Raw genomic sequence first — 19,883 nt, forward strand, 5'->3', positions numbered from 1 at the left:
AATGACCACCCCTATTTTTTCATTTTAGGATCAAATGCGTCACGCAAACCGTCACCTACAAGATTGAAACTAACCATAATTAAACTGATAACTATTGAGGAAAATAACAAAGAATGCGGATAGATTTTCAATAATTTAAATCCATCATTAACAATCGTACCTAATGATGCTGCAGGTGGTTGAATTCCCAAACCTATAAAACTAAGAAAAGCCTCTGTAAAAATCGCATTTGGAATTGTGAACATTGTCGTAATAATAATCGGTCCAAGGGAGTTAGGTATTAAATGTCCCCATAGCAGCCGCCTGTCCTTAGCTCCCAAAGTCCTAGATGCCAAAACAAATTCTTGACCTTTTAACTTTAATACCTGACCACGGATAATCCTTGCCATATTCACCCATCCGGTAATTACCATAGCTAAGGTAATGGACATTATGCCGGGCTTTAAAATTAATATGAGTAATATAACCACAATTAAATTAGGTACACCCACTAAAATCTCTATTATTCTTTGCATAACATTATCGACTTTTCCACCGTAAAACGCCGATATACTACCATATGCAACGCCAATTATTAAATCCAGTAGAGCAGCTAAAAACGCAATATACAATGATATCCGTGTCCCTTGCCATATTCTTGTCCACACATCTCTACCCAATTCATCCGTTCCAAACCAAAAATAGCCTTCTATATTTTTAAGTTCATATTGGTCCTGCCCCCGGATATCTACGCCATCAAAACCAAGGAATGATATATCTTCTAATAACGGAACTTTAGGAGGAAGATTGTTCCGTGAGAGATTTTGCTCTTTATACCCATAGTCGTTCATAATCGGACCAAAAATAGCCAACAAGACAATAACAGTAATAAGTATTATTCCAACTATAGCACCTTTATTTTTTTTCAACCGTAACCAAGAATCCTTCCAATAGGTGGCTGGTGGACGTTTTATTTTTTCAACATTCGTATGATTTTGCTCCGCCTCCTCAAATAATTCATCAGTCAATTTATTATCAGGTACGCCCATCTTTTCCACCTCCCGAAAGTCTAATTCGTGGATCGATAACACCATATAACAAATCAACAATAAAGATTACAGTTATAAACAAAATACTGAAAAATAACGTCACACCCATGATAACAGGATAATCATTAGTCATTATTGACTTAACAAATTGCTCTCCTAAACCTGGGATACTGAATATTTTTTCAACTACTAAAGTTCCGGTCGTCAGATGTACAATTAAAGGACCTAGTATCGTGATAATGGGGATCATCGCATTTCTCAGTCCATGCTTTATCACAACTGACGAGTCTCGTATCCCCTTAGACCTTGCAGTGTTAATATATTCCTGTCCAAGTACCTCAAGCATTTCAGTTCTCATAAATCGCGCAATTGTTGCCACCACAAAGGCTGCTAACGATATGGTTGGTAAAATGGAATACTCCAAACCTTCCCAAAATGCTACGGGCAGCCACTGTAACCTTACTCCAACCCAATATTGAAGAATTCCAGCAAATACAAAATTAGGTATTGATAAACCAAGAACAGCTAAAACCATCGATCCATAATCAATAAACGTATTATGTTTTAGCGCTGCAATAATTCCTAGCAATAAACCTATAACTGTTCCAACAATTAAAGATTGCGCCCCCAATAATGCTGATGCGCCTATTCTTTCTGATATAATATCTGTAACCGGCCTTCCATCAAATTGAAATGAAACGCCAAAGTCCCCTTGAATAATATTCCCTAAATATTTTACATATTGGATGGCAACGGGGTCATCTAAACCATATCTTTCATACATGATTTCTTTTTGAACGTCTGTCATTCTTTGATCATTAAATGGTGATCCTGGTAACGTTTGCATCAAAAAAAATGTGAATGTAACGATTAAAAGAAATGTGAAAACCATATACCCGAGCCGACTTACAATATACTTTTTCATACGAACACCTCTAGTATAGTTTCAAGTATTTCTTTTTGCTTTATAGCAGTTAAGAACTGTATCTTCTTATCAAAAAAGATAAGAAGATACTTTCAACTTAACTATTTCTTAACTTTCACCCATTTATAGGTATACGTGTTGTTAGAATGAGCCACAAAATCTTTAACATAAGGTTTTATTAATTTGGCGGAGCCTGCTTGATACATTGGCGATATAGCTGCCTCTTCTTCAATAAGAATACGTTCCGCCTCTTGCAGATCCTTAAATCGCTTTTCAATATCTGAGAAGTCGGTTTGAGCTTTCTTCACTAGCTTGTCGTACTTTTCATTTCTAAAATTCTGCCAGTTATATGGTCCATCTGAAAGAAAAAGAGACAAAAATTCTACCGGATCTTTAACATCATTCCTCCATCCAGAGTGAGAAACATCGTAATCAAGTTTTTCCTCTAGCGCAATTTTTTGTTTGTTTGGCTGCTGATTAATAGTGATTGATAACCCAGGCAGGTTCTTTTCCCATTGATTTTTAATATATTCCGCAACAGACTTTCGCTGGCCATCATCATAGCTTAGTAATTCTAGCGATACTTTACTAACTCCCAGTTCATCCATTCCTTGTTTAAATAATTCCTGTGCTTTTTCAACTTCTGTCGTATTAAAATTACCATATTTCTCCCGGAAGTCTTCACCAGATGATGATTCGGTGAAATTATAAGGAACTAGATAGTGCGCAGGCTTTGACCCATTTTTAAGAATTACCTCTGTTGCTTGCTTTTTATCCCATGCCATATCAAGTGCTTTTCGGATTTTTACATTACTTAAAAATTTATTTTTCTGGTTGAATCGTAAGAAATAAACCTCTGACATAACAGATGTTGCAAATTCTTTATTATCTTTATATACATCAACAAATTCAGAAGATAGATTGGCAACATCAATAGTATTTGATTCATATAAATTAACTGCAGTAGATGTATCCTTTGCTACTTTATAATTAATTTCATCTGTTTTAACTGTTTTGGAATCCCAATAAGCCTTATTTTTCTCCAAAACCCAACCTTGTCCGTGATTCCACGATTTTAATGTGAATGGTCCATTAAAGACTAAATTTTCTACTTCTAGTGCGTAATCCTCTCCCTGCTCCTCTACAAACTTTTTATTTTGTGGGTAAAAAACAGGGTTAGTTAGTAATTCGATAAAGTACGGAACTTTATTCTCCAATGTAACTTCTAATGTTTTTTTATCTAATGCCTTAACACCAAGCTGATCAACCTTTCCATACTTAACGTCATCCGGATTCTGAATTTCGGAAGCATTTTTAATTGGTGACATTAAATAGGCATGTGGTGAGAATGTGTCTGGATGAAGTGCCTTTTTCCATGCATAAATAAAATCATTTGCCGTAACAGAATCCCCATTTGACCATTGCGCATCTTCTCTAAGATCAAATGTGAAGACCTTACCATTCTCACTGGTTTCATAACCACTTGCTATACCTTCAGTTGGTTTATCATCTTTTCCGATTCTGTAAAGCCCCTCAAAAATGTTCTGAATTATAGTTTGCGAGAGACCATCCATCGTTCCATTTGTTTTTAACGTAGGAATCTCACCAGTAGTAGCAAGATACAAGGTACTTTGTGATTCCGCGGCATCGCCTTCCTTTTGATTGGAATCATTCACTGATTCATACCCTCCCCCATAACAACCTGTCAGGAGTACTATACCTGCAAGTATGACCCAAACAGAAACCACTTTTTTTACAACCATAGACTTTCCTCCATTCCATATTTGATAAAGATGCCTATACATTTTTAAATCAAAATGTATAAAACTTTAGACACCAACTTCTTTTGAATATAGAACCAGTCATTACAACAAAAACCCTTCCGGCATTGCGTCTCTCGCATCGATTACAAATTGATGAAAACCAGTAATTTCAGCTGTGCCAGCGACTTTCGGAACAATTGCATCATAGTGTTGTACTTTTGATTCCCGGAGCACTTCACTTTGAAAAACGCCACCCGTAATGCTCTCATGTAAAAAGGCTTCCCCTTTATCCAATTCACCTCTTGCAAATAGCGTTGCAGCTCGTGCGCTTGTTCCAGTTCCACATGGCGAACGGTCGATTTGATGATCAGCAAAAATCGTCACGTTTTTTAAGTCAGCGCTTTCATTAGATGGTTCACCAGAAAAAATCACACCATATATGTCTCTTAAATCTCCTTGAAGCGGATGCTGTACGTCTAAGTTCGCCTCAATATAATGTTTAATCTCCATCCCCAATGATTGCATTTGTGTTAAATCATTTTTGTTTAACTGTAAATTTAATTTGACACTGTCAACAATTGCATAAAAGGCCCCACCAAACGCGATGTCAACAGGTACGGACTGTCCATTTACTTTTACAGGGTAATCTTTTTCATAAACGAACGAAGGAACATTTTCAAATGCGACACTGACTACTTTTTGCTCCTCACATGTTGCATAAGCAATTACTTCACCCGCAGGACTGTCAATAATGAACTTCCGGCGACCGTCTTGCACATCGAACTGCCCTGTTTCAACAACCATCGTAACAACCGCAATAATGCCATGCCCGCACATCGTACTCCAGCCTTCATTGTGTAAAAATAATACACCGAAGTCAGCGTGTTCTGACGCGGGTGGCGTAATAATACAGCCGTACATCCCGTGATGGCCGCGGGGTTCATTCATCAGCGTTTTTCGCAGTCCATCCAAATGTTCCATACAATAAGCCCGTCGTTCCGGCTGTGTATTGCCTTTTATTGCAGGTAACCCACCGGTAATAATTCGTAATGGCTCACCTGCCACGTGTAAATCAACAGTTGAAATAAAACGATGAATATCCAATTTCTCCACCCCCCAATCTTTTGCTATATATATCTTTGCAATTTTTGTGCCAAATTACAATTTTACAAATATTTAAAGTGGTACAACTTTTGCATGTTATAATAGAAGCGAAATATATGGAGGTGTTGCTATGACAATTAATTACCAAAGTCGACTAACAGCATTACAAAACTATTTGCAGGAACAAAGTATTGATATCGCGATGATTACCGATCCAGCTAATGTTTTTTATTACACTGGTTTTCATTCTGACCCACATGAACGTTTTCTAGCGCTCGTATTGGATGGTCGCGATCAAGCATTTACCCTTTTCGTCCCAGCATTGGACAAAGAGATAGCCGATAATGAATCATACGTAAAAAATATTGTGCCGATTTCTGATGAAGAGGATCCATTTTCCAAGCTGCAAATGGAACTAGGCGCAAATGTACAATATATCGGATTAGAAATGAAAGTCGTCAGCATGTTCCGTCACCAGCGTTTACAGGACGTGTTTCCGGATGCTGGTTATACTGACATTCAACCTGCAATTAACAAACAACGGCTCAAAAAGTCCAGGAATGAAATGGACTATTTGCAAGAAGCCGTGAACATTATTGAGAAAGTACTGGCTGAAGGTATCAAAAAAGTAAAAGTTGGGATGACCGAAGCAGAATTAGCTGCCGAATTGGAATTTCTTATGAAAAAACTTGGTGCGGCTGGCCCTTCTTTTTCAACTATTGTGCTTGCCGGAGAAAAGTCGGCGTTGCCACATGGTACCCCAGGTGACCGTGCGCTTCAGAATGGGGACTTTTTACTAATTGATTTCGGCGTTATAACAAATGCCGGTTATTGTTCCGACATTACAAGGACGTTTATTGTCGGAGAAGCAACGGAAGAACAGCGAAAAATCTATGACATTGTTTTAAAGTCTAATCAGGCAGGTATTGATGCTGTACAAGCCGGTGTTCCACTTAAAGCGTTCGACATTGCGGCTCGAAAAGTGATTGACGAAAGCGGGTATGGCGATTACTTTAATAATCGAGTTGGCCACGGGCTCGGAATCGAGGTACATGAAGAACCATCTATTCATGAAAACAATGAAACGATAGCGGAAAATGGGCTCATGTTTACCATCGAACCTGGGATTTATTTACCCGATTACGGTGGTGTTCGTATTGAAGATGAGGTTTATATAAATGAAAATGGGAAAGCAGAAGTATTGACCACGTTCCCAAAAGACCTGCAAATTTTGACGTGAACTAACTAATTAATCCAAGAAGGTTATTGCTAGCCTTCTTCTTATAACTAAGGATGCAGCATTGGAAATATCACCTCTGTACCTCGGTGTCTAAAAACATTTACGTCGCAATATCTATATATAGTATAAAGCCACAGTTCTTTATTATCTCTTATTATAGAGGTGGCATAACTATTGAAATTTACGAGAATTAGGGTCATAGATTTTTTTAAGTTTATTAAAGATTGGAGATATTTTGATGAAATATCGACGTTTAGGAAACAGCGGTCTAAAGGTTAGTGAAATCGGACTGGGAAGCTGGTTGACTTATGATGAATCCACTAAGCAAAATACGGCTGAAGCTTGTATTCACAGAGCTTATGAATTAGGGGTTAACTTTTTCGACACGGCTAATGTGTATAACCATGGAGAAGCGGAGAAGGTTGTGGGAAAGGCACTTAAAGCTTATCCGCGCACTAGTTATGTGCTGGCATCAAAGGTTTACTTCCCAATGGGAGATGGACCAAACGATCGTGGGCTTTCTCGGAAACATATTATGGAGCAGTGTGATGCCAGTCTAAAACGGCTGGGCGTTGATTATCTTGATTTGTATCAATGTCACCGATTTGATAAGGAAACACCGACGGAAGAAACTTTGCTTGCTTTAGATGATCTCGTTCGCCAAGGAAAAATACTTTATTACGGGACGAGTGAATGGAGCGCTGCACAATTGACGGAAGCTACACATATTACAAAAGAACGTAATCTGAATTCAATAGTCTCGAATCAGCCAATCTATAACATGCTTGTGCGTTATATTGAAAAAGAAGTGTTGCCGGTTAGTCAAAAGAACGGTATCGGTCAAGTTGTATTTTCGCCGCTTGCACAAGGCGTTTTATCCGGTAAATATAAACCAGGACAAGGGGCCCCAACTGATAGCCGAGCAGCAAATGACAACAGTAATTTACACATTAAAAAATATTTGAATGACAAGGTATTGGAACAGGTTATGAAATTGAACCACATCGCTCAAGAGCTGGGTGTTAAGTTGTCGCAGTTGGCAATAGCCTGGGTTTTACGGCAACCGGGTATTAGCTCTGCTATTGTTGGAGCAAGCCGCCCTCCTCAAATCGAAGAAAACGTAAGGGCTACTGATATTACATTAACAGATGATGTTTTAAGAGAGATTGAAATCGTATTAAAAGAGATTAATCAATTTGTTCCGGATGTCGAACAACTCATTGATAAGGCTTAATTATTATATGAAAAGGCTGTTTCAGTAATAAAAACTGAAACAGCCTTTTTCAGCATAGATGGATATTGCCTTGGTTGATCAATATTTCACTTCATATTTATCAAATTATGTTTTATTTTCATTAATGGTGTCCACTTTAGCACCATTATTTAAGTTCTTTTACATAAATCACTTTGCTTCTAAATCGGTATCAACTTCATTTTCGCCGATAGTTTGAGTGAAATGGTCAGGAGCTACCTGTGCTTTCCATTTCATCGCTGCGTAATAAACGATCCCAGTAACAATTAATGACTGTACGGCCGGAATCCCAAAAACAATAACATACTGTGTTAAATAGCCCACTAACGTTCCTGCTGCCATAGCGATGGTTGCCATCCAGTTCCATCCGTCATTATCTTCCCACGTCTGTTTTCGGATAAGAAAGAAATCCGCCATCATTACACCGGCAATCGCAGGGTATACAATCGCGGTCATATTTAGGAAGTCCATAAAGTAATCTAGAATCCCTGCAAGCGCCACGACGATGGCAAGTAAAGTTCCTCCAAATGTGAGAAGCGCTCTTCCCTTATTCGAATTAACATTAAGCATATTGGAAAAGGCCAATCCCATACTATAGTTATTCACCAATTGGCTTGTCCATGTTGCAAACCATAAAATTAAAAAGCCCCAAAAAGGAAAGCCTAGATTCATCATCACATTAACGATGTCAGCATCCCCTACTCCAACAGACATAACTGCTCCAACTATAAATAGTGGAAATCCTACCAGAACAATACCTGTTGGAATCAGTGCATTATCCCTAATTGTCGGCTTTGCATAGCGGGTATAGTCAGCTGCTATCACCCACTGCGAAACGTTTGCGCCGATAATAAGACTTATCGCTGCAAGAATTCCAATTGTAGGTTCCGGATCCCAACTGGTTATTGACTCCATTCCATTACTATCTAAAGCAAAATAAATACCGGCAACAACTAATAACAACCCTGCAGGGACTGCAATGTAATCCGTCCACTTCATCGAGCTATAGCCAATAATTGATGGAATAGCGAATAGCAATCCTGCTATTGTTGTAATCAATGCCCACATTCCCCATTGTGATGTATAATCAATACCTAACATTGCAGAAATTGCATTTCCGGCAACTGACGTCTGAACAGCCCACCAACCGAGTGAAACAATGAAAATAGTTAAACCAACAATAAATCGAGCTTGTTTTGCTCCAAAGCTTGTACGTGCAATGACCGAAGAGGCTCGGCCCGTTTTCGCTCCTATATAACCTTGTAATGCATTCCCTATCCACTGAATACCAAATAAAGCGATGATTAATATAAAGAAAATCTCGCTAAGGCCATAGCTTCCTGCCAAAGTTGCCCCCACCATTAAAACAGGTATTGTAAATTCTAGTCCACCAAAGATCATAGCGGGAGTAATCCAATGTTGTCTTTTATCATCTGGTATAGCCTGCAATGCTTCATCTTTTTTGATACTACCTGCATTCTTATTACTCATTTCATTATACACTCCTTTTACTTGTATGCGTTTATGTGCACCCTAGGAGTTCGTTAAACATACATTCACTAGTAAACATGCTCATTTTAACTATATTTGAAATTTTGGGAACAAAGAGTTTAAATAGTAGTAGTAGAAAAACTTAAGTTTCCTACTACTACACTCCTAATTTAATTTTCTTTCACAAGCACCCAGACAATTTTACATGGTTCTTCACCTGAATTTATAGACCAATGCTGTTCCCCGGCAGGAATAAAAGTTGCATGAGATTCTAATACCTTAAAGGGGGTCCCTCCGCTTTCACCTTCTATTTCCCCCTTAACAATAATGGCGTATTCATTTTCTTCATGTTTAGATAAACCTTTCTTTGGTACCCTTTCCCCGGGAGGAATTGTGACAGTGCCAAACCTTACATCCATTTCATTATGCTTTTCTTCAAATAATGTTAATAAACTATTATTTTCAAAGCCGCATTTATTTACTTCCATTTAAAGTCACCTTCTCAAATTACTTTCTATTATCCAATTCCTGATATTCAAACGTTTTTGGATCAACCTTAACACCAAATAAAGACTTCGCTTCATCTACAGTGTAATATTCATTCTTTACGTCACTTGCAACTTGTTCTGCCGGTCGCTTCAACGGATCTCCATATCCACCGCCAGTTGCAGTCATTAATTTTAGAACATCGCCTTTTTGCAGCTCATACCGCGGGTAAACACCGTATGGACCATCTACTTCTCCATTAGCTTTATTAACATAAAATTCGTTGACGGAACCTTCTAATCCGCCTCCTGTGCCCCATAAGCGATATTGGTTACGTCCAAAGGTGATGGTAGCCTCCTGTCCATCTGTAAGTGGTCGATATGATCTGATAACACCCTTACCGCCGATATATTCACCAGCTCCAGTACCATCTATCCTCAAGCTATATTCATCAATCATTACACCATATCGTGTTTCAGCAACTTCTACAGGAACATTGTAAGTTTCACCGTCTAAAATACAAAATTGCCCACTTGCTCCGTCTTGGCCATCAGCTCCTCCCCATCCGCCGACAGAAGGTTCTACAATCAAGAAAGGTTCTTCAGTATCTTGGTGTGAACCAGTTAGTGTAACAGAACAAACTGATAGCAAGTGTGCCGCTGCAAGCCTATGTGGTATATGTGGAGCCAAAGCTTTCCAAATTAAATCCGTGCATCCAAGCATTGTTTCAAAATAGTTCGACGTAGGAGCAGGCCTTTCTGCTGACATTATTGATTTTTCATCTGTTATAATTTTTAACGGTCTAAATACGCCATCATTTACATTCTGATCAGGGTTTGTAATTGCCAAAAAAATGGTTCTAACAGCAGAGGCAAGTCCTGTATATGAACAATTGACAGGGCCGGGAACCTGTGCACTGCTGCCCCTAAAATCACAAACAAATTCATTATCAGTTACTGTCACTTCAACCTGGATAGGAAAAGGTCCATTTCCGATACCATCCGTTTCAACATAACCTTCCGCTGTAAACATACCCTTAGGCAGTTTTACAAGCTCCTGTCTTGATATGATCTCACCATGGTCTAATTGACTGTCAATTGCAGATAGCACTGTATCCTTACCATGCTTCTCGCAAATTTCCTTAACCCTTCTTTCACCTGTTTTAAGTGCTGCTACCTGCGCCCCATATCACCGAGAGATAATTCAGGAAAACGAACGTTCGATCGTATTATCTCAACGAGCCCTTCATTTAATTGACCTCCATCGTACAATTTAACGGATGGAAATTGTAATCCTTCCTGAAAAATATCTCTTGAATCGTTTGTAAATGAACCGGGGTCTTTCCCACCAACTTCTGTCCAGTGTGCTTTATTTGCGGAAAAAGCGATAAGCTCGTTCTCGTAGAATATGGGCATAACTAGTCCAACATCTGATAAGTGGGAGCCTCCTCCGCCATAAGGGTCATTAACGATAATGATATCCCCTGGTTTTAACTCACCTTTTTCACCGTATTTTTTCAAAGTTTGCTTAACCATGTAAGAAAGCATTCCTATAAATCCAGTGACTCCGTTACCTTGTGTTAATAATTGACCTTTTGAATCCGTCAAACCACTTGCATAGTCCAATACCTCATAAATAATTGGACTCATTGAGGTTTTTGCCAAAGCTATAAACATTTCATCTCCAGTAGCAAGTAAAGAATCTTTTACAATCTCCAGTGTAAATGGGTCAACTTTTGTCTCATTTGCAAGCATTTATCTCGCCCCCGTTTCGATTATTAAATTACCATAATCATCTACTCTTAAAGTTTGGCCTTGATAAAGTACAGTGACTGCTGCTTTTTCTTCAACAATTGCAGGTCCCTTAATAGGTTCGTTTGCCGGAAGTAATTCTCGGTTGTAGACATCCGTATGAACCCACCCTTTTGGATTCTCAAAATAAACTTCCCTAGTTTCTATTTTTGCATCCTCTAGGGTTGTACTTGTTTCCCTTTTCTTAAATTTAGGCTTTTCAACTTTACCAAAAGCGGTGACGTGCAGATTAACAATTTCAGTTTCCGTACCATCAAGTCGAAACGTATAATTTTGTTCGTGTAATTGATGGAATGTTTCGACAATTCTTTGTAAGTGTTCATCTGACCAATCACCATCTGGAATCGGGACTTTCACAGTATGTTCCTGACCAAGGTAACGCATATCTGCATACCGATGGAACACTATCTCTTCTTTAGCTATACCTTCATTATTAAACTGTTCGTACGCTTCATTATCAATCTGATTCCACTGTTCCCAGATTTCACTTTGTTCGAGTTTATTCAACCGCTTAATGAAAGTCTTTATATAATCATGACGCAGATCACTCATCAGCATGCCCCATGCAGAAAACACTGGTGATGCAACTGGGATAACAACTTTTTTGACTCCCAATTCTTTTGCAAGTGCGGGAGCATGCATCGAACCGCCCCCACCGAACGCAACTAATGTGAAGTCCTGAGGGTTATGCCCTTTTCTGATTGAAATCAGTTTAAGAGCATTTAACATATTGGAATTCGCGATACGGATAATGCCAAGTGCTGCTTCTTCCGTGGTCATATCGAAATGATCAGCAATCTTTTCCTTAATGACTTCTTTAACCAAGTTCAAATCAACATTATAGTCAAAATTATCAGCGGAAAGCCTGCCAGTTAATAGATTTGCATCTGTTGTTGTAGGTTCAGTACCACCTTGACCATACGATACAGGCCCAGGAACTGCTCCGGCTGATTCAGGGCCGACTTTAAGTGCACCGGCTTCATCTAACCAAGCTATTGATCCACCACCATTACCAATTTCCACGATATCAACTACTGGTGTTTTTATCGGATAACCTGCATTCCGATCATTACGTTCAATATAATAATCCGTAGAGACTTTCACTTCGCCTTGTTCAATCAATGAGCATTTCGCTGTCGTTCCTCCAATGTCAAATGCAATCATATTCTCTTCACCTATTAAATCGCCGAGTACAGCAGCACCATAAATTCCTGCGACTGGTCCGGATTCTACCATGTTAATTGGAACTTTTTTAGCTTCTTCAAATGTCGTTGTGCCGCCATTCGATTGCATGATAAACTTTTGACTTTCAGTGTTTAATTCAGCCAATTTATTATCTAATCTATTAACATATGAAGTTGCTGTTGGCTGAACATAGGAATTTAATGCGACTGTATTTGTTCGTTCATACTCTCGCCATTCCTTTGTAACATCGTGAGAGGCAGATACGGAGACTTCTGGCCATAATTCTTTAATTAATTTAACCGTCTCTTTTTCATGTTTTGGATTTACATAGGAATGCAAGTAAGCTACTGCTATCGCCTCTACACCCTCCCTTTTGAAATAATTAACTAACTCTTTTACCTGTTCTTTGTCCAAGGGGGTGAGAACTTCACCTTTGTAATTAAGTCGTTCAGTGACTTCTTTTCGAAGACTTCGTTCAATGAACGGTTCAGGTTTCTTATAACGGATATTAAATAAATCTGGACGGTTTCCCCTCGCAATTTCCAGAACATCCCTAAATCCTTCCGTCGTAATTAATCCAGTCTTTGCGCCTTTTCTTTCAGTTAAGGCGTTAATAATCACAGTAGTGCCATGGATGAATGTAGAAATGGCTTCTTGGTTAATTCCACTGTTTTTCAATATATCAATAACACCCTGTTCGAAGTTTGGAGGGGTTGTGGGACCTTTAGCAATCTCAATTTGCCCGCCTTCATCAACATATACCATGTCTGTAAATGTTCCTCCAATATCAGTTGCAACTCTCATATATTCCACCCTTTCTATATTCATTAAACTTTCTAAAAAATAACTGGTGTCAATACGCTCAACAATACTGTTTCTTCATTCATAGGATTTTTCCACTCATGTACTTTTTCAGAAGGGAAATGAATGGAGTCACCTTTATTTAAAATGTACTCCTTTTCCTCAACTTTGAATATTATTGTCCCTTTTATAACATGATAAAATTCTTCCCCCGGATGGCTGTGCCTCTCGATAAACAGTTTGTTTGGAGGTACCGTAACTAGCATAGGTTCCATTTTTCGCTCCGGAAACTTTCCAGCTAATCGGATGTGCTGAACATTGGAACCTTCTAGTTTAAAAGGTTTTTGTTCCGATTCACGAACTGCATAATTGTGATTTTCAATTTCTTTAAAGAAGTAAGCGATATTAATGTCAAAGGCATCAGAGATTTTCTTCAAAGAAGTTATAGCAAGTGATGAGTTTCCTCGTTCAATTTGTGAAAGAAAACTTACGGAAAGTCCTGTTTTCTCGCTTAGGTCCTTAAGAGTCATTTCTTTTTCTAATCTTATTTTTTTAATCTTTTTACTGATATCCTCCATTTATCCATAATCCTTTTCCTTACATTTTTTGTTTAGAGTGTAACTTTTTCACCTCCACTTTATTTTTTATAATCTTAACATAATTTTTATATAATTGAAAGAAAAATTTATATATTTTAAAGTTTTTACATTCAACCGGTGATAGATATCTGAATTGATTTTATACTATTTAAAATATCAAAATAGGACTTGATTTATCATGGACAAAAAGTTATACCCACCCTTATTTCTTTTGTTATAATAAAATCCAGTTTCCTGAAATCCACCAATCGGGATAGAATAGGATGTATCTGATTTACCTAGTCCACACACGACGAACTTTCGACTTCTGGTATAGGAGGTGACAAGAAACAAATGGATGAAGAACTACGGTTAGATGCCATTTGCGGTGATGTTCTAGGGGAACTAAAACAAATAGAGTCCGCATCAATTGACCTAATTGTCACCGACCCACCTTATAATTTATCCAAAGATTACGGAGAAACAACGGACAACCTTGACTTTGATGCGTATTTGGATTTTTCCAGACAATGGCTTCATGAATGCAAACGCGTCTTGAAAAATGACGGAACCATCTATGTATTTATGGGAGTCCGACACATATCCTACATTTATATGATTATGGAACAGGAACTAGGGCTTGTCTTTAATTCCTGGATAACATGGTATTACACCCAGGGAATCGGGAAAACAAAAGGATTTAGCCCTCGGCATGACGATATTCTCATGTTCACGAAAAGCAAACAATTTAACTTTTACTTGGATGCTATCCGTATTCCGCAAAAATATTACCGGAGCCGCAATAACATGCGTGGAGCCAACCCTGGCAATGTATGGGAATTCAGTCATGTGCATTACAGCAATAAAAACAGACAGACCCATCCGACGCAAAAGCCTGAGGGATTATTCGAGCGAATGATTTTGGCGAGCTCCAAAAAAGGCGATACGGTACTTGATCCATTCGTCGGCAGTGGCACCACACTCCGAGTTTGTCAGCAGACCGGCAGAAATGGGATTGGCATTGACGCAAACAGCGACTATATAGCCATGACCCATGAGCGACTGCAGCAGGAATTTCACGGATTTGACAGTATAGACGTTAGACTGGCGCGCGTACCAAATGACTTGAACGACCGGGACGTGCGTAAAGCTTATATCAAAAATCACATTGCCTGGTTTTTAACGAACCATCATGATACGGTTAAAACTTTCATCGATGCCGTCAAAGAAAAATACGGACATAAAATGGATGAGGAAGAAATGATGGGATTGAATGCCCTATTAGAGGAAAAACTACATACCAAGCCCAGGAAGAGCGAATTACCAAAAATAGTAGTTACATCCAGCAAAACAGGCCAACCCGAGCCAGAAAGGAAGTGAGCACATGGCTAATCGCCTGCAATACGAAAAGTCACCATATCTCCTGCAACACAAGGATAATCCGGTTGACTGGTACCCATGGGGTGAGGAGGCATTTGCCAAAGCGAAACAGGAAGACAAACCGATTTTCCTCTCAGTCGGTTATTCGACGTGTCATTGGTGTCACGTCCTCGCCCATGAATCATTTGAAGATGATGAAGTAGCGAGTTTTTTGAACGAGCATTACGTTTCTATTAAAGTTGACCGGGAAGAACGTCCGGACATCGATTCCGTCTACATGAAAGTTTGCCAAATGATGACCGGGCAAGGTGGCTGGCCGTTATCGATTTTCATGACGCCAGATAAAGTGCCCTTTTACGCTGGAACGTATTTTCCAAGAGAAAGTAAATATGGCATGCCCGGTTTTATGGATGTTATCACACAGCTCCATCAAAAATATAAACAAGATCATGAACGTATCACCGAAGTCACCCAAAGTGTTACCGACGCCCTTGCCAAAACTGTCAGTGCCAAGAGTGAACACCGGCTGACGAAAGACATGACCGACAAAGCATTCAAGCAGCTAGGAAACCGGTTTGATGCTGTGAATGGCGGGTTCAGTAGCGCACCAAAATTTCCAGCACCACACCAGTTGCTTTATTTGCTACGGTATCATTATTTCACCGGTAATACAGCAGCTCGAAAAATGGTCGAGCATACGCTTGATGCGATGGCGGCGGGTGGCATTTATGACCATGTCGGGTTCGGCTTTGCCCGGTACTCCACCGATGAAAAATGGCTCGTGCCACACTTTGAAAAAATGCTCTATGACAATGCCCTGCTTTTGATGGCCTATACGGAAGGCTACCAGGTTACAAAAAATGAACGGTACAAAACAGTTAGTGAACAGATCATCTCGTTTGTGATGCGTGAGATGCGTAGCCCAGGAGGCGGGTTTTACTCAGCCATCGACGCGGATTCAGAAGGAGTGGAAGGTAAGTATTACGTTTGGGATTACGATGAAGTGATGCAGATTCTCGGTGAACAGCGCGGCAACCTATATACAACCGTTTACGGCATCACCCCTAGAGGCAATTTTGAAGGAAAAAATATCCCAAATCTACTGCAGACGGATTTTCAGGCGGTGGCGTCGGACAATGACCTTACCACGACGGAGCTGCTTGAAGAATTGGAAAAAGCGCGGAAACAACTGCTGGACGCCCGGGAAAAAAGAGTCTATCCGCACGTCGATGATAAAGTCCTCACATCATGGAACGCGATGATGATCGCCGCACTCGCAAAAGCCGGGAGCGCCTTTAACGAACCGGCCTATACTGACACCGCCAAAGAAACAATGGCTTTTGTGGAAAGAAATCTTATTCAGGATGACCGGTTAATGGCGCGCTACCGGGATGGTGACGTCCGATTCAACGGCTACCTGGACGACTATGCCTTTTTGATCTGGTCGTATATAGAACTATACGAAGCTACTTTTTCTGTTTCATATCTGGAAAAAGCACGCAGTATGGCTAGTCGGATGATTGACCTGTTTTGGGATGATGAAGAAGGTGGTTTTTTCTTCAGTGGGCAAGATAGTGAACAGCTGCTTACTAGGGAGAAGGAAGTGTATGATGGTGCCCTTCCATCCGGTAACAGTGTTGCAGCGGCCGTGCTGACTAAACTCGGGCATTTAACTGGGGAGACTGACTATCTTGATAAGCTGGATGAAATGTATTATGCGTTTTATGATGATGTCCGGCAGGCAACGGCAGCAAGCACCCATTTTATACAAAGTCTGTTGCTATCGGAAAATCCAGCGAAAGAAGTCGTCGTCATTGGTGGACCGGATCCATTTACAGCCGAGTTACAACAAACTTTTCTGCCTGATGTAGCACTTCTGGCCGGTGACGACACGGAAAAACTAGCTGCCGCCGCACCATTTACGTCCAGTTACCGTAAACTCGATGGTCAGACAACCGTATACGTTTGTGAAAACTTTACCTGCCACCAGCCAACGACCGACATGGAAACGGCCAAGGTGCTCATTTGGAACGACCAATCGGAGTGATTGCTGATCGATTTGCAGGTGAGGGAACATCCACATATCATTGTGGGGTATCAACGCTTTAGTGTGGATTGTCAACGCTTCGGCTGCAAACATCAACGCTTTAGCACGGATTATCAACACATTGCGTCTGATATACAAGAGTCGAGTGCCCGTTCGGTGACCACTGGCTGAAACGTGTGATATACTTGGATTAGTATCAAAAAAGGAGTGTCCATCCATGCTTAAAGTTAAAATGAACGTGCAGACGGCTTATCATGGTAACTTGCTTCGTGCAGGCAAGGTCTATGAAGTGGACGAGTCAACCGCAGAACGTTGGATTGCCGGAAAAATTGCTGAAAAGGCAGAAGAAGAATAAATGTTTATAATTGTTTTATATAAAAACCCTCGTACCATGTCTCCCCCGAACGAGCATGTACAAGGGTTTTTTCTTCTATTTATTGTTAGCTGCTGCCGAAAAATGCTTCAGCTTCTTCCAGATATTTTTCCTGTTCAGGAGTCATGTCGAACTCCTCTACAATGGCGTCAACAGGGCATACGGCCTTGCATGCACCACAATCAATGCAGACATCAGGATCTATATAAAATTGCTCCGGTCCTTCCTCAATACAGTCAACAGGGCAGACCGTCACACACTCACCAGACTTTTCACCACGACAAGGATCCAATATTACAAATGCCATTGTTCAACCTCCTTCCACAACTGTTATGATACATGAAACCACCTTGAAAAGTAAATAGAAAGAAACGTTCATCACACTTCAAAATAGAGATGGTGATGCAGCGAACACCCTGAATTAAACGCCTTATTGCAGGATGGACACTTGTTGCCACCCGTTACATAGTCTAGTATCGTCATTTCCATCCGGCAATTTCCACACAGGATAGCTTTTTCGGCAAATGCCTCCCGTGGCCAAATTTTTCTTGCGCCACATCCATATTCCTCATGACATTGAAAACAAGAAAAGTATTCCCCACAGCAATAGAATTTAATGGCAATTCTGTCTCGTGGTCCATGATAATGCCGGCACCGAGTTTCATCATCAACCGCGCCTATTACTTTCATTATCCTGCTCCTTTCAGATACGCGTTTATAACATAAATCTGCAATGCACGAAAAATAGAGCCTTCCTACCTAGGAAGACTCCTACTTTTGTCCTTAATCTTTTGGCCTTTCTTTCAATTCTTCACCATTTTTGCCTTCATAGCGTATTCCCAATCCGGTAAGTGCTGCAATCAGCATTATAATGACAAGGAACCAGCCTTGAAAAACGAACGGGAACACCGCATTCGGATCAACAATCGGCAACCATGGATACTCTCCCTGTACCGTCTTCATCGTTGAGAATCCTAGTAATACCGGCGCACCCCAAGGGAAAATATAGCCCAATGCTGAAGTGACAGCGTCCAGCATATTCGCCATCCGGTACCGGTGTATTTTATATCTTGAGCCTAGTTCCTTAACAAATGGTGCTGCGGCGATTTCTGCTGCCGTATTAATCGTGATGGAACTGTTTAAAAGAGCAACAATAGCCCAAATGGATACCTCTGCTTTGCGAACGGAATTTTTAATCCATTTTACCAAACCTTCCGTAATGGCCTCCATTGTGCCGCCAAGCCGCAACAAATGAGCAGCTGCAACAATCAAGAGAATCAGGATGGCCATATTAAAGTAACCGGTTAGCCCATCAATCAATGCACCTTCCACAACCGCATCGGAATCCGGATTGAAGCTAAGGATGTCGCCGAATGATCCTAAATTCAAGAACACAATAAGTGGAATGGCTACAATAATTCCCCATGTCAGAGATGTGATCAGATGCTGACCGGTTAAAGCAAGAATAAGTACTAATGCAAATGGAATAAGCATGATAAGTCCACTTGGATTAACTGATTGAATTACAGAGTCAACAGCAGCTGAATCGGCCGCCGCACTTCCACCACCACCGAAGATTGCAAATAAAATAACAGTCGGCACCGCCCCTGTAATCGCATACTTGAAACGGCTGCGCACAACGCCGGGAACATCGGCATCCTGTGTTGTCGCAGAAACGATTGTCGTATCTGATACCGGTGCAAGGTTATCCCCAAACACGGCCCCTGCTAAAATACCGGCAAACAAAAATACTGGATCCGCACCAACAGCAATTCCCGCCGGATACATCAAAGTACAGAATGCAACAGTCGTTCCATAGCCAGTCCCAACAGCGGTTGAAAATACTGCAGCGAGCAAAAACGTTAATGCAACGAACAAGCCGCCTTCCACACCTGTGACGGATCCAATCCATACCAACCCTTCAACAAGTCCGCCAACTTGCAGAACTTGTGCAAACATACCGGCATAAAACCATGCAACCATCGCAATGACACCCACTGGTTGGGCGAGACCATCGAATAGCCCCTGTGCATAATCTTCCCACTTACTTTTACAGAGCAGCAAGCCGAGTGTCAAACCAATGACCGCTCCCATTACAAGTGCGACCTCAGACGATAGATTCAGTACACTGATCGTAATCGCCCAGACGACGAAAAATAGCAACGGGACAGCTGCACCGAATGCACCAGCTCGGAATTTCAGACTCTGAATTGTCTTGTCACCGGTTGCCTTATCCAACTCTTCCTTATTCGACATGTTTTTCCCTCCCAGTATTGAATAAAGTTCTTTTTACAGTTTATCATATATTTCTAATAGTATGAATACAAAATATAATTGATAAAATTTAATTCTTCATTAAACGAATTTTATTCTAGTGGGATCATGTACAAGCTGAAAGCAATAGTATATTAAGATTCAA

At 40.3% G+C, this 19,883-nt stretch carries 16 protein-coding genes and 1 pseudogene; 5 read left to right on the forward strand and 12 right to left on the reverse strand.

All coding sequences use genetic code 11. The annotated features are described in order from the left end of the window. Window positions 1-11 precede the first annotated feature (11 nt). The 4 genes from opp3C to FFL34_RS04485 all read right to left on the reverse strand — a co-directional run bounded on the left by opp3C (window position 12) and on the right by FFL34_RS04485 (window position 4,820). The gene (opp3C, locus tag FFL34_RS04470) at window positions 12-1,028 is read right to left on the reverse strand and encodes an oligopeptide ABC transporter permease (RefSeq protein ID WP_138601854.1); all 1,017 of its coding nucleotides are present in this window, start codon (window positions 1,026-1,028) and stop codon (window positions 12-14) included. Next, window positions 1,015-1,953 (reverse strand): oligopeptide ABC transporter permease, encoded by a 939-nt coding sequence (opp3b, locus tag FFL34_RS04475; protein ID WP_138601856.1) that lies wholly within the window; start codon window positions 1,951-1,953, stop codon window positions 1,015-1,017. The genes opp3C and opp3b overlap by 14 nt, the downstream gene beginning before the upstream one ends. A 101-nt stretch (window positions 1,954-2,054) precedes the next feature. Next, window positions 2,055-3,716, reverse strand: coding sequence for a peptide ABC transporter substrate-binding protein (locus FFL34_RS04480; RefSeq protein ID WP_171046270.1), 1,662 nt, complete (start codon window positions 3,714-3,716; stop codon window positions 2,055-2,057). 102 nt (window positions 3,717-3,818) lie between these two features. Next, window positions 3,819-4,820 (reverse strand): proline racemase family protein, encoded by a 1,002-nt coding sequence (locus FFL34_RS04485; RefSeq protein ID WP_407656573.1) that lies wholly within the window; start codon window positions 4,818-4,820, stop codon window positions 3,819-3,821. A gap of 130 nt (window positions 4,821-4,950) precedes the next feature. Here FFL34_RS04485 and FFL34_RS04490 point away from each other — a divergent pair, with 130 nt between their 5' ends. Further along, window positions 4,951-6,060 carry a M24 family metallopeptidase gene (locus tag FFL34_RS04490; RefSeq protein WP_138601862.1) on the forward strand — a complete coding sequence of 370 codons (1,110 nt, stop codon included), beginning with the start codon at window positions 4,951-4,953 and terminating at the stop codon, window positions 6,058-6,060. 238 nt (window positions 6,061-6,298) lie between these two features. After that, a complete protein-coding gene (locus FFL34_RS04495) occupies window positions 6,299-7,294 on the forward strand; it encodes an aldo/keto reductase family protein (RefSeq protein WP_138601864.1) in 996 nt (331 codons plus the stop codon). A gap of 168 nt (window positions 7,295-7,462) precedes the next feature. Here FFL34_RS04495 and FFL34_RS04500 read toward each other — a convergent pair whose 3' ends face one another. The 5 genes and pseudogenes from FFL34_RS04500 to FFL34_RS04520 all read right to left on the reverse strand — a co-directional run bounded on the left by FFL34_RS04500 (window position 7,463) and on the right by FFL34_RS04520 (window position 13,664). Beyond that, the gene (locus tag FFL34_RS04500; RefSeq protein WP_138601866.1) at window positions 7,463-8,803 is read right to left on the reverse strand and encodes a purine-cytosine permease family protein; all 1,341 of its coding nucleotides are present in this window, start codon (window positions 8,801-8,803) and stop codon (window positions 7,463-7,465) included. A 170-nt stretch (window positions 8,804-8,973) separates the two neighbouring features. After that, window positions 8,974-9,291 carry a cupin domain-containing protein gene (locus tag FFL34_RS04505; RefSeq protein WP_138601868.1) on the reverse strand — a complete coding sequence of 106 codons (318 nt, stop codon included), beginning with the start codon at window positions 9,289-9,291 and terminating at the stop codon, window positions 8,974-8,976. A 19-nt stretch (window positions 9,292-9,310) separates the two neighbouring features. After that, window positions 9,311-11,043 (reverse strand): annotated as a pseudogene (locus tag FFL34_RS04510) (hydantoinase B/oxoprolinase family protein). After that, window positions 11,044-13,089, reverse strand: a complete 2,046-nt coding sequence (locus FFL34_RS04515; RefSeq protein WP_138601870.1) for a hydantoinase/oxoprolinase family protein — start codon at window positions 13,087-13,089, stop codon at window positions 11,044-11,046. It lies immediately after the preceding pseudogene. A gap of 32 nt (window positions 13,090-13,121) precedes the next feature. Continuing rightward, complete coding sequence (locus FFL34_RS04520) at window positions 13,122-13,664, reverse strand: helix-turn-helix domain-containing protein (RefSeq protein ID WP_138601872.1); 543 nt, start codon at window positions 13,662-13,664, stop codon at window positions 13,122-13,124. A 354-nt stretch (window positions 13,665-14,018) separates the two neighbouring features. On the opposite strand from FFL34_RS04520, the gene FFL34_RS04525 reads away from it, so the two are divergent. From FFL34_RS04525 to FFL34_RS18155, 3 genes are all read left to right on the forward strand, one after another. Beyond that, complete coding sequence (locus tag FFL34_RS04525; RefSeq protein WP_138601874.1) at window positions 14,019-15,044, forward strand: DNA-methyltransferase; 1,026 nt, start codon at window positions 14,019-14,021, stop codon at window positions 15,042-15,044. Between the two features lie 4 nt (window positions 15,045-15,048). Next, window positions 15,049-17,091 carry a thioredoxin domain-containing protein gene (locus FFL34_RS04530; protein WP_138601876.1) on the forward strand — a complete coding sequence of 681 codons (2,043 nt, stop codon included), beginning with the start codon at window positions 15,049-15,051 and terminating at the stop codon, window positions 17,089-17,091. A gap of 217 nt (window positions 17,092-17,308) precedes the next feature. Continuing rightward, a complete protein-coding gene (locus tag FFL34_RS18155; RefSeq protein WP_171046271.1) occupies window positions 17,309-17,446 on the forward strand; it encodes a hypothetical protein in 138 nt (45 codons plus the stop codon). An 85-nt stretch (window positions 17,447-17,531) separates the two neighbouring features. Here the strand turns inward: FFL34_RS18155 and FFL34_RS04535 are convergent, their stop codons facing one another. The 3 genes from FFL34_RS04535 to FFL34_RS04545 all read right to left on the reverse strand — a co-directional run bounded on the left by FFL34_RS04535 (window position 17,532) and on the right by FFL34_RS04545 (window position 19,720). Then, window positions 17,532-17,771, reverse strand: a complete 240-nt coding sequence (locus FFL34_RS04535; protein WP_138601878.1) for a DUF362 domain-containing protein — start codon at window positions 17,769-17,771, stop codon at window positions 17,532-17,534. Between the two features lie 71 nt (window positions 17,772-17,842). Beyond that, the gene (locus FFL34_RS04540; RefSeq protein WP_138601880.1) at window positions 17,843-18,154 is read right to left on the reverse strand and encodes a CHY zinc finger protein; all 312 of its coding nucleotides are present in this window, start codon (window positions 18,152-18,154) and stop codon (window positions 17,843-17,845) included. A gap of 93 nt (window positions 18,155-18,247) precedes the next feature. Further along, window positions 18,248-19,720: a Na+/H+ antiporter NhaC family protein gene (locus tag FFL34_RS04545; protein ID WP_138601882.1), complete on the reverse strand. Its 1,473-nt coding sequence runs from the start codon at window positions 19,718-19,720 to the stop codon at window positions 18,248-18,250. Between the last annotated feature and the right edge of the window lie 163 nt (window positions 19,721-19,883).

The sequence above is a fragment of the Lentibacillus cibarius genome, assembly GCF_005887555.1.
In the GTDB taxonomy this organism is placed as follows: Bacteria; Bacillota; Bacilli; order Bacillales; family Amphibacillaceae; genus Lentibacillus; species Lentibacillus cibarius.

Excerpts from the sequence above, each read along its gene's own strand:
- FFL34_RS04525 (WP_138601874.1), top strand. The coding sequence starts at position 14,019 with ATGGATGAAGAACTACGGTTAGATGCCATTTGCGGTGATGTTCTAGGG.
- opp3C (WP_138601854.1), bottom strand. The coding sequence starts at position 1,028 with ATGGGCGTACCTGATAATAAATTGACTGATGAATTATTTGAGGAGGCG.
- FFL34_RS04490 (WP_138601862.1), top strand. The coding sequence starts at position 4,951 with ATGACAATTAATTACCAAAGTCGACTAACAGCATTACAAAACTATTTG.
- FFL34_RS04535 (WP_138601878.1), bottom strand. The coding sequence starts at position 17,771 with ATGGCATTTGTAATATTGGATCCTTGTCGTGGTGAAAAGTCTGGTGAG.
- FFL34_RS04505 (WP_138601868.1), bottom strand. The coding sequence starts at position 9,291 with ATGGAAGTAAATAAATGCGGCTTTGAAAATAATAGTTTATTAACATTA.
- opp3b (WP_138601856.1), bottom strand. The coding sequence starts at position 1,953 with ATGAAAAAGTATATTGTAAGTCGGCTCGGGTATATGGTTTTCACATTT.
- FFL34_RS04530 (WP_138601876.1), top strand. The coding sequence starts at position 15,049 with ATGGCTAATCGCCTGCAATACGAAAAGTCACCATATCTCCTGCAACAC.
- FFL34_RS04545 (WP_138601882.1), bottom strand. The coding sequence starts at position 19,720 with ATGTCGAATAAGGAAGAGTTGGATAAGGCAACCGGTGACAAGACAATT.
- FFL34_RS18155 (WP_171046271.1), top strand. The coding sequence starts at position 17,309 with ATGCTTAAAGTTAAAATGAACGTGCAGACGGCTTATCATGGTAACTTG.
- FFL34_RS04500 (WP_138601866.1), bottom strand. The coding sequence starts at position 8,803 with ATGAGTAATAAGAATGCAGGTAGTATCAAAAAAGATGAAGCATTGCAG.
- FFL34_RS04540 (WP_138601880.1), bottom strand. The coding sequence starts at position 18,154 with ATGAAAGTAATAGGCGCGGTTGATGATGAAACTCGGTGCCGGCATTAT.
- FFL34_RS04495 (WP_138601864.1), top strand. The coding sequence starts at position 6,299 with ATGAAATATCGACGTTTAGGAAACAGCGGTCTAAAGGTTAGTGAAATC.
- FFL34_RS04515 (WP_138601870.1), bottom strand. The coding sequence starts at position 13,089 with ATGAGAGTTGCAACTGATATTGGAGGAACATTTACAGACATGGTATAT.
- FFL34_RS04480 (WP_171046270.1), bottom strand. The coding sequence starts at position 3,716 with ATGGTTGTAAAAAAAGTGGTTTCTGTTTGGGTCATACTTGCAGGTATA.
- FFL34_RS04520 (WP_138601872.1), bottom strand. The coding sequence starts at position 13,664 with ATGGAGGATATCAGTAAAAAGATTAAAAAAATAAGATTAGAAAAAGAA.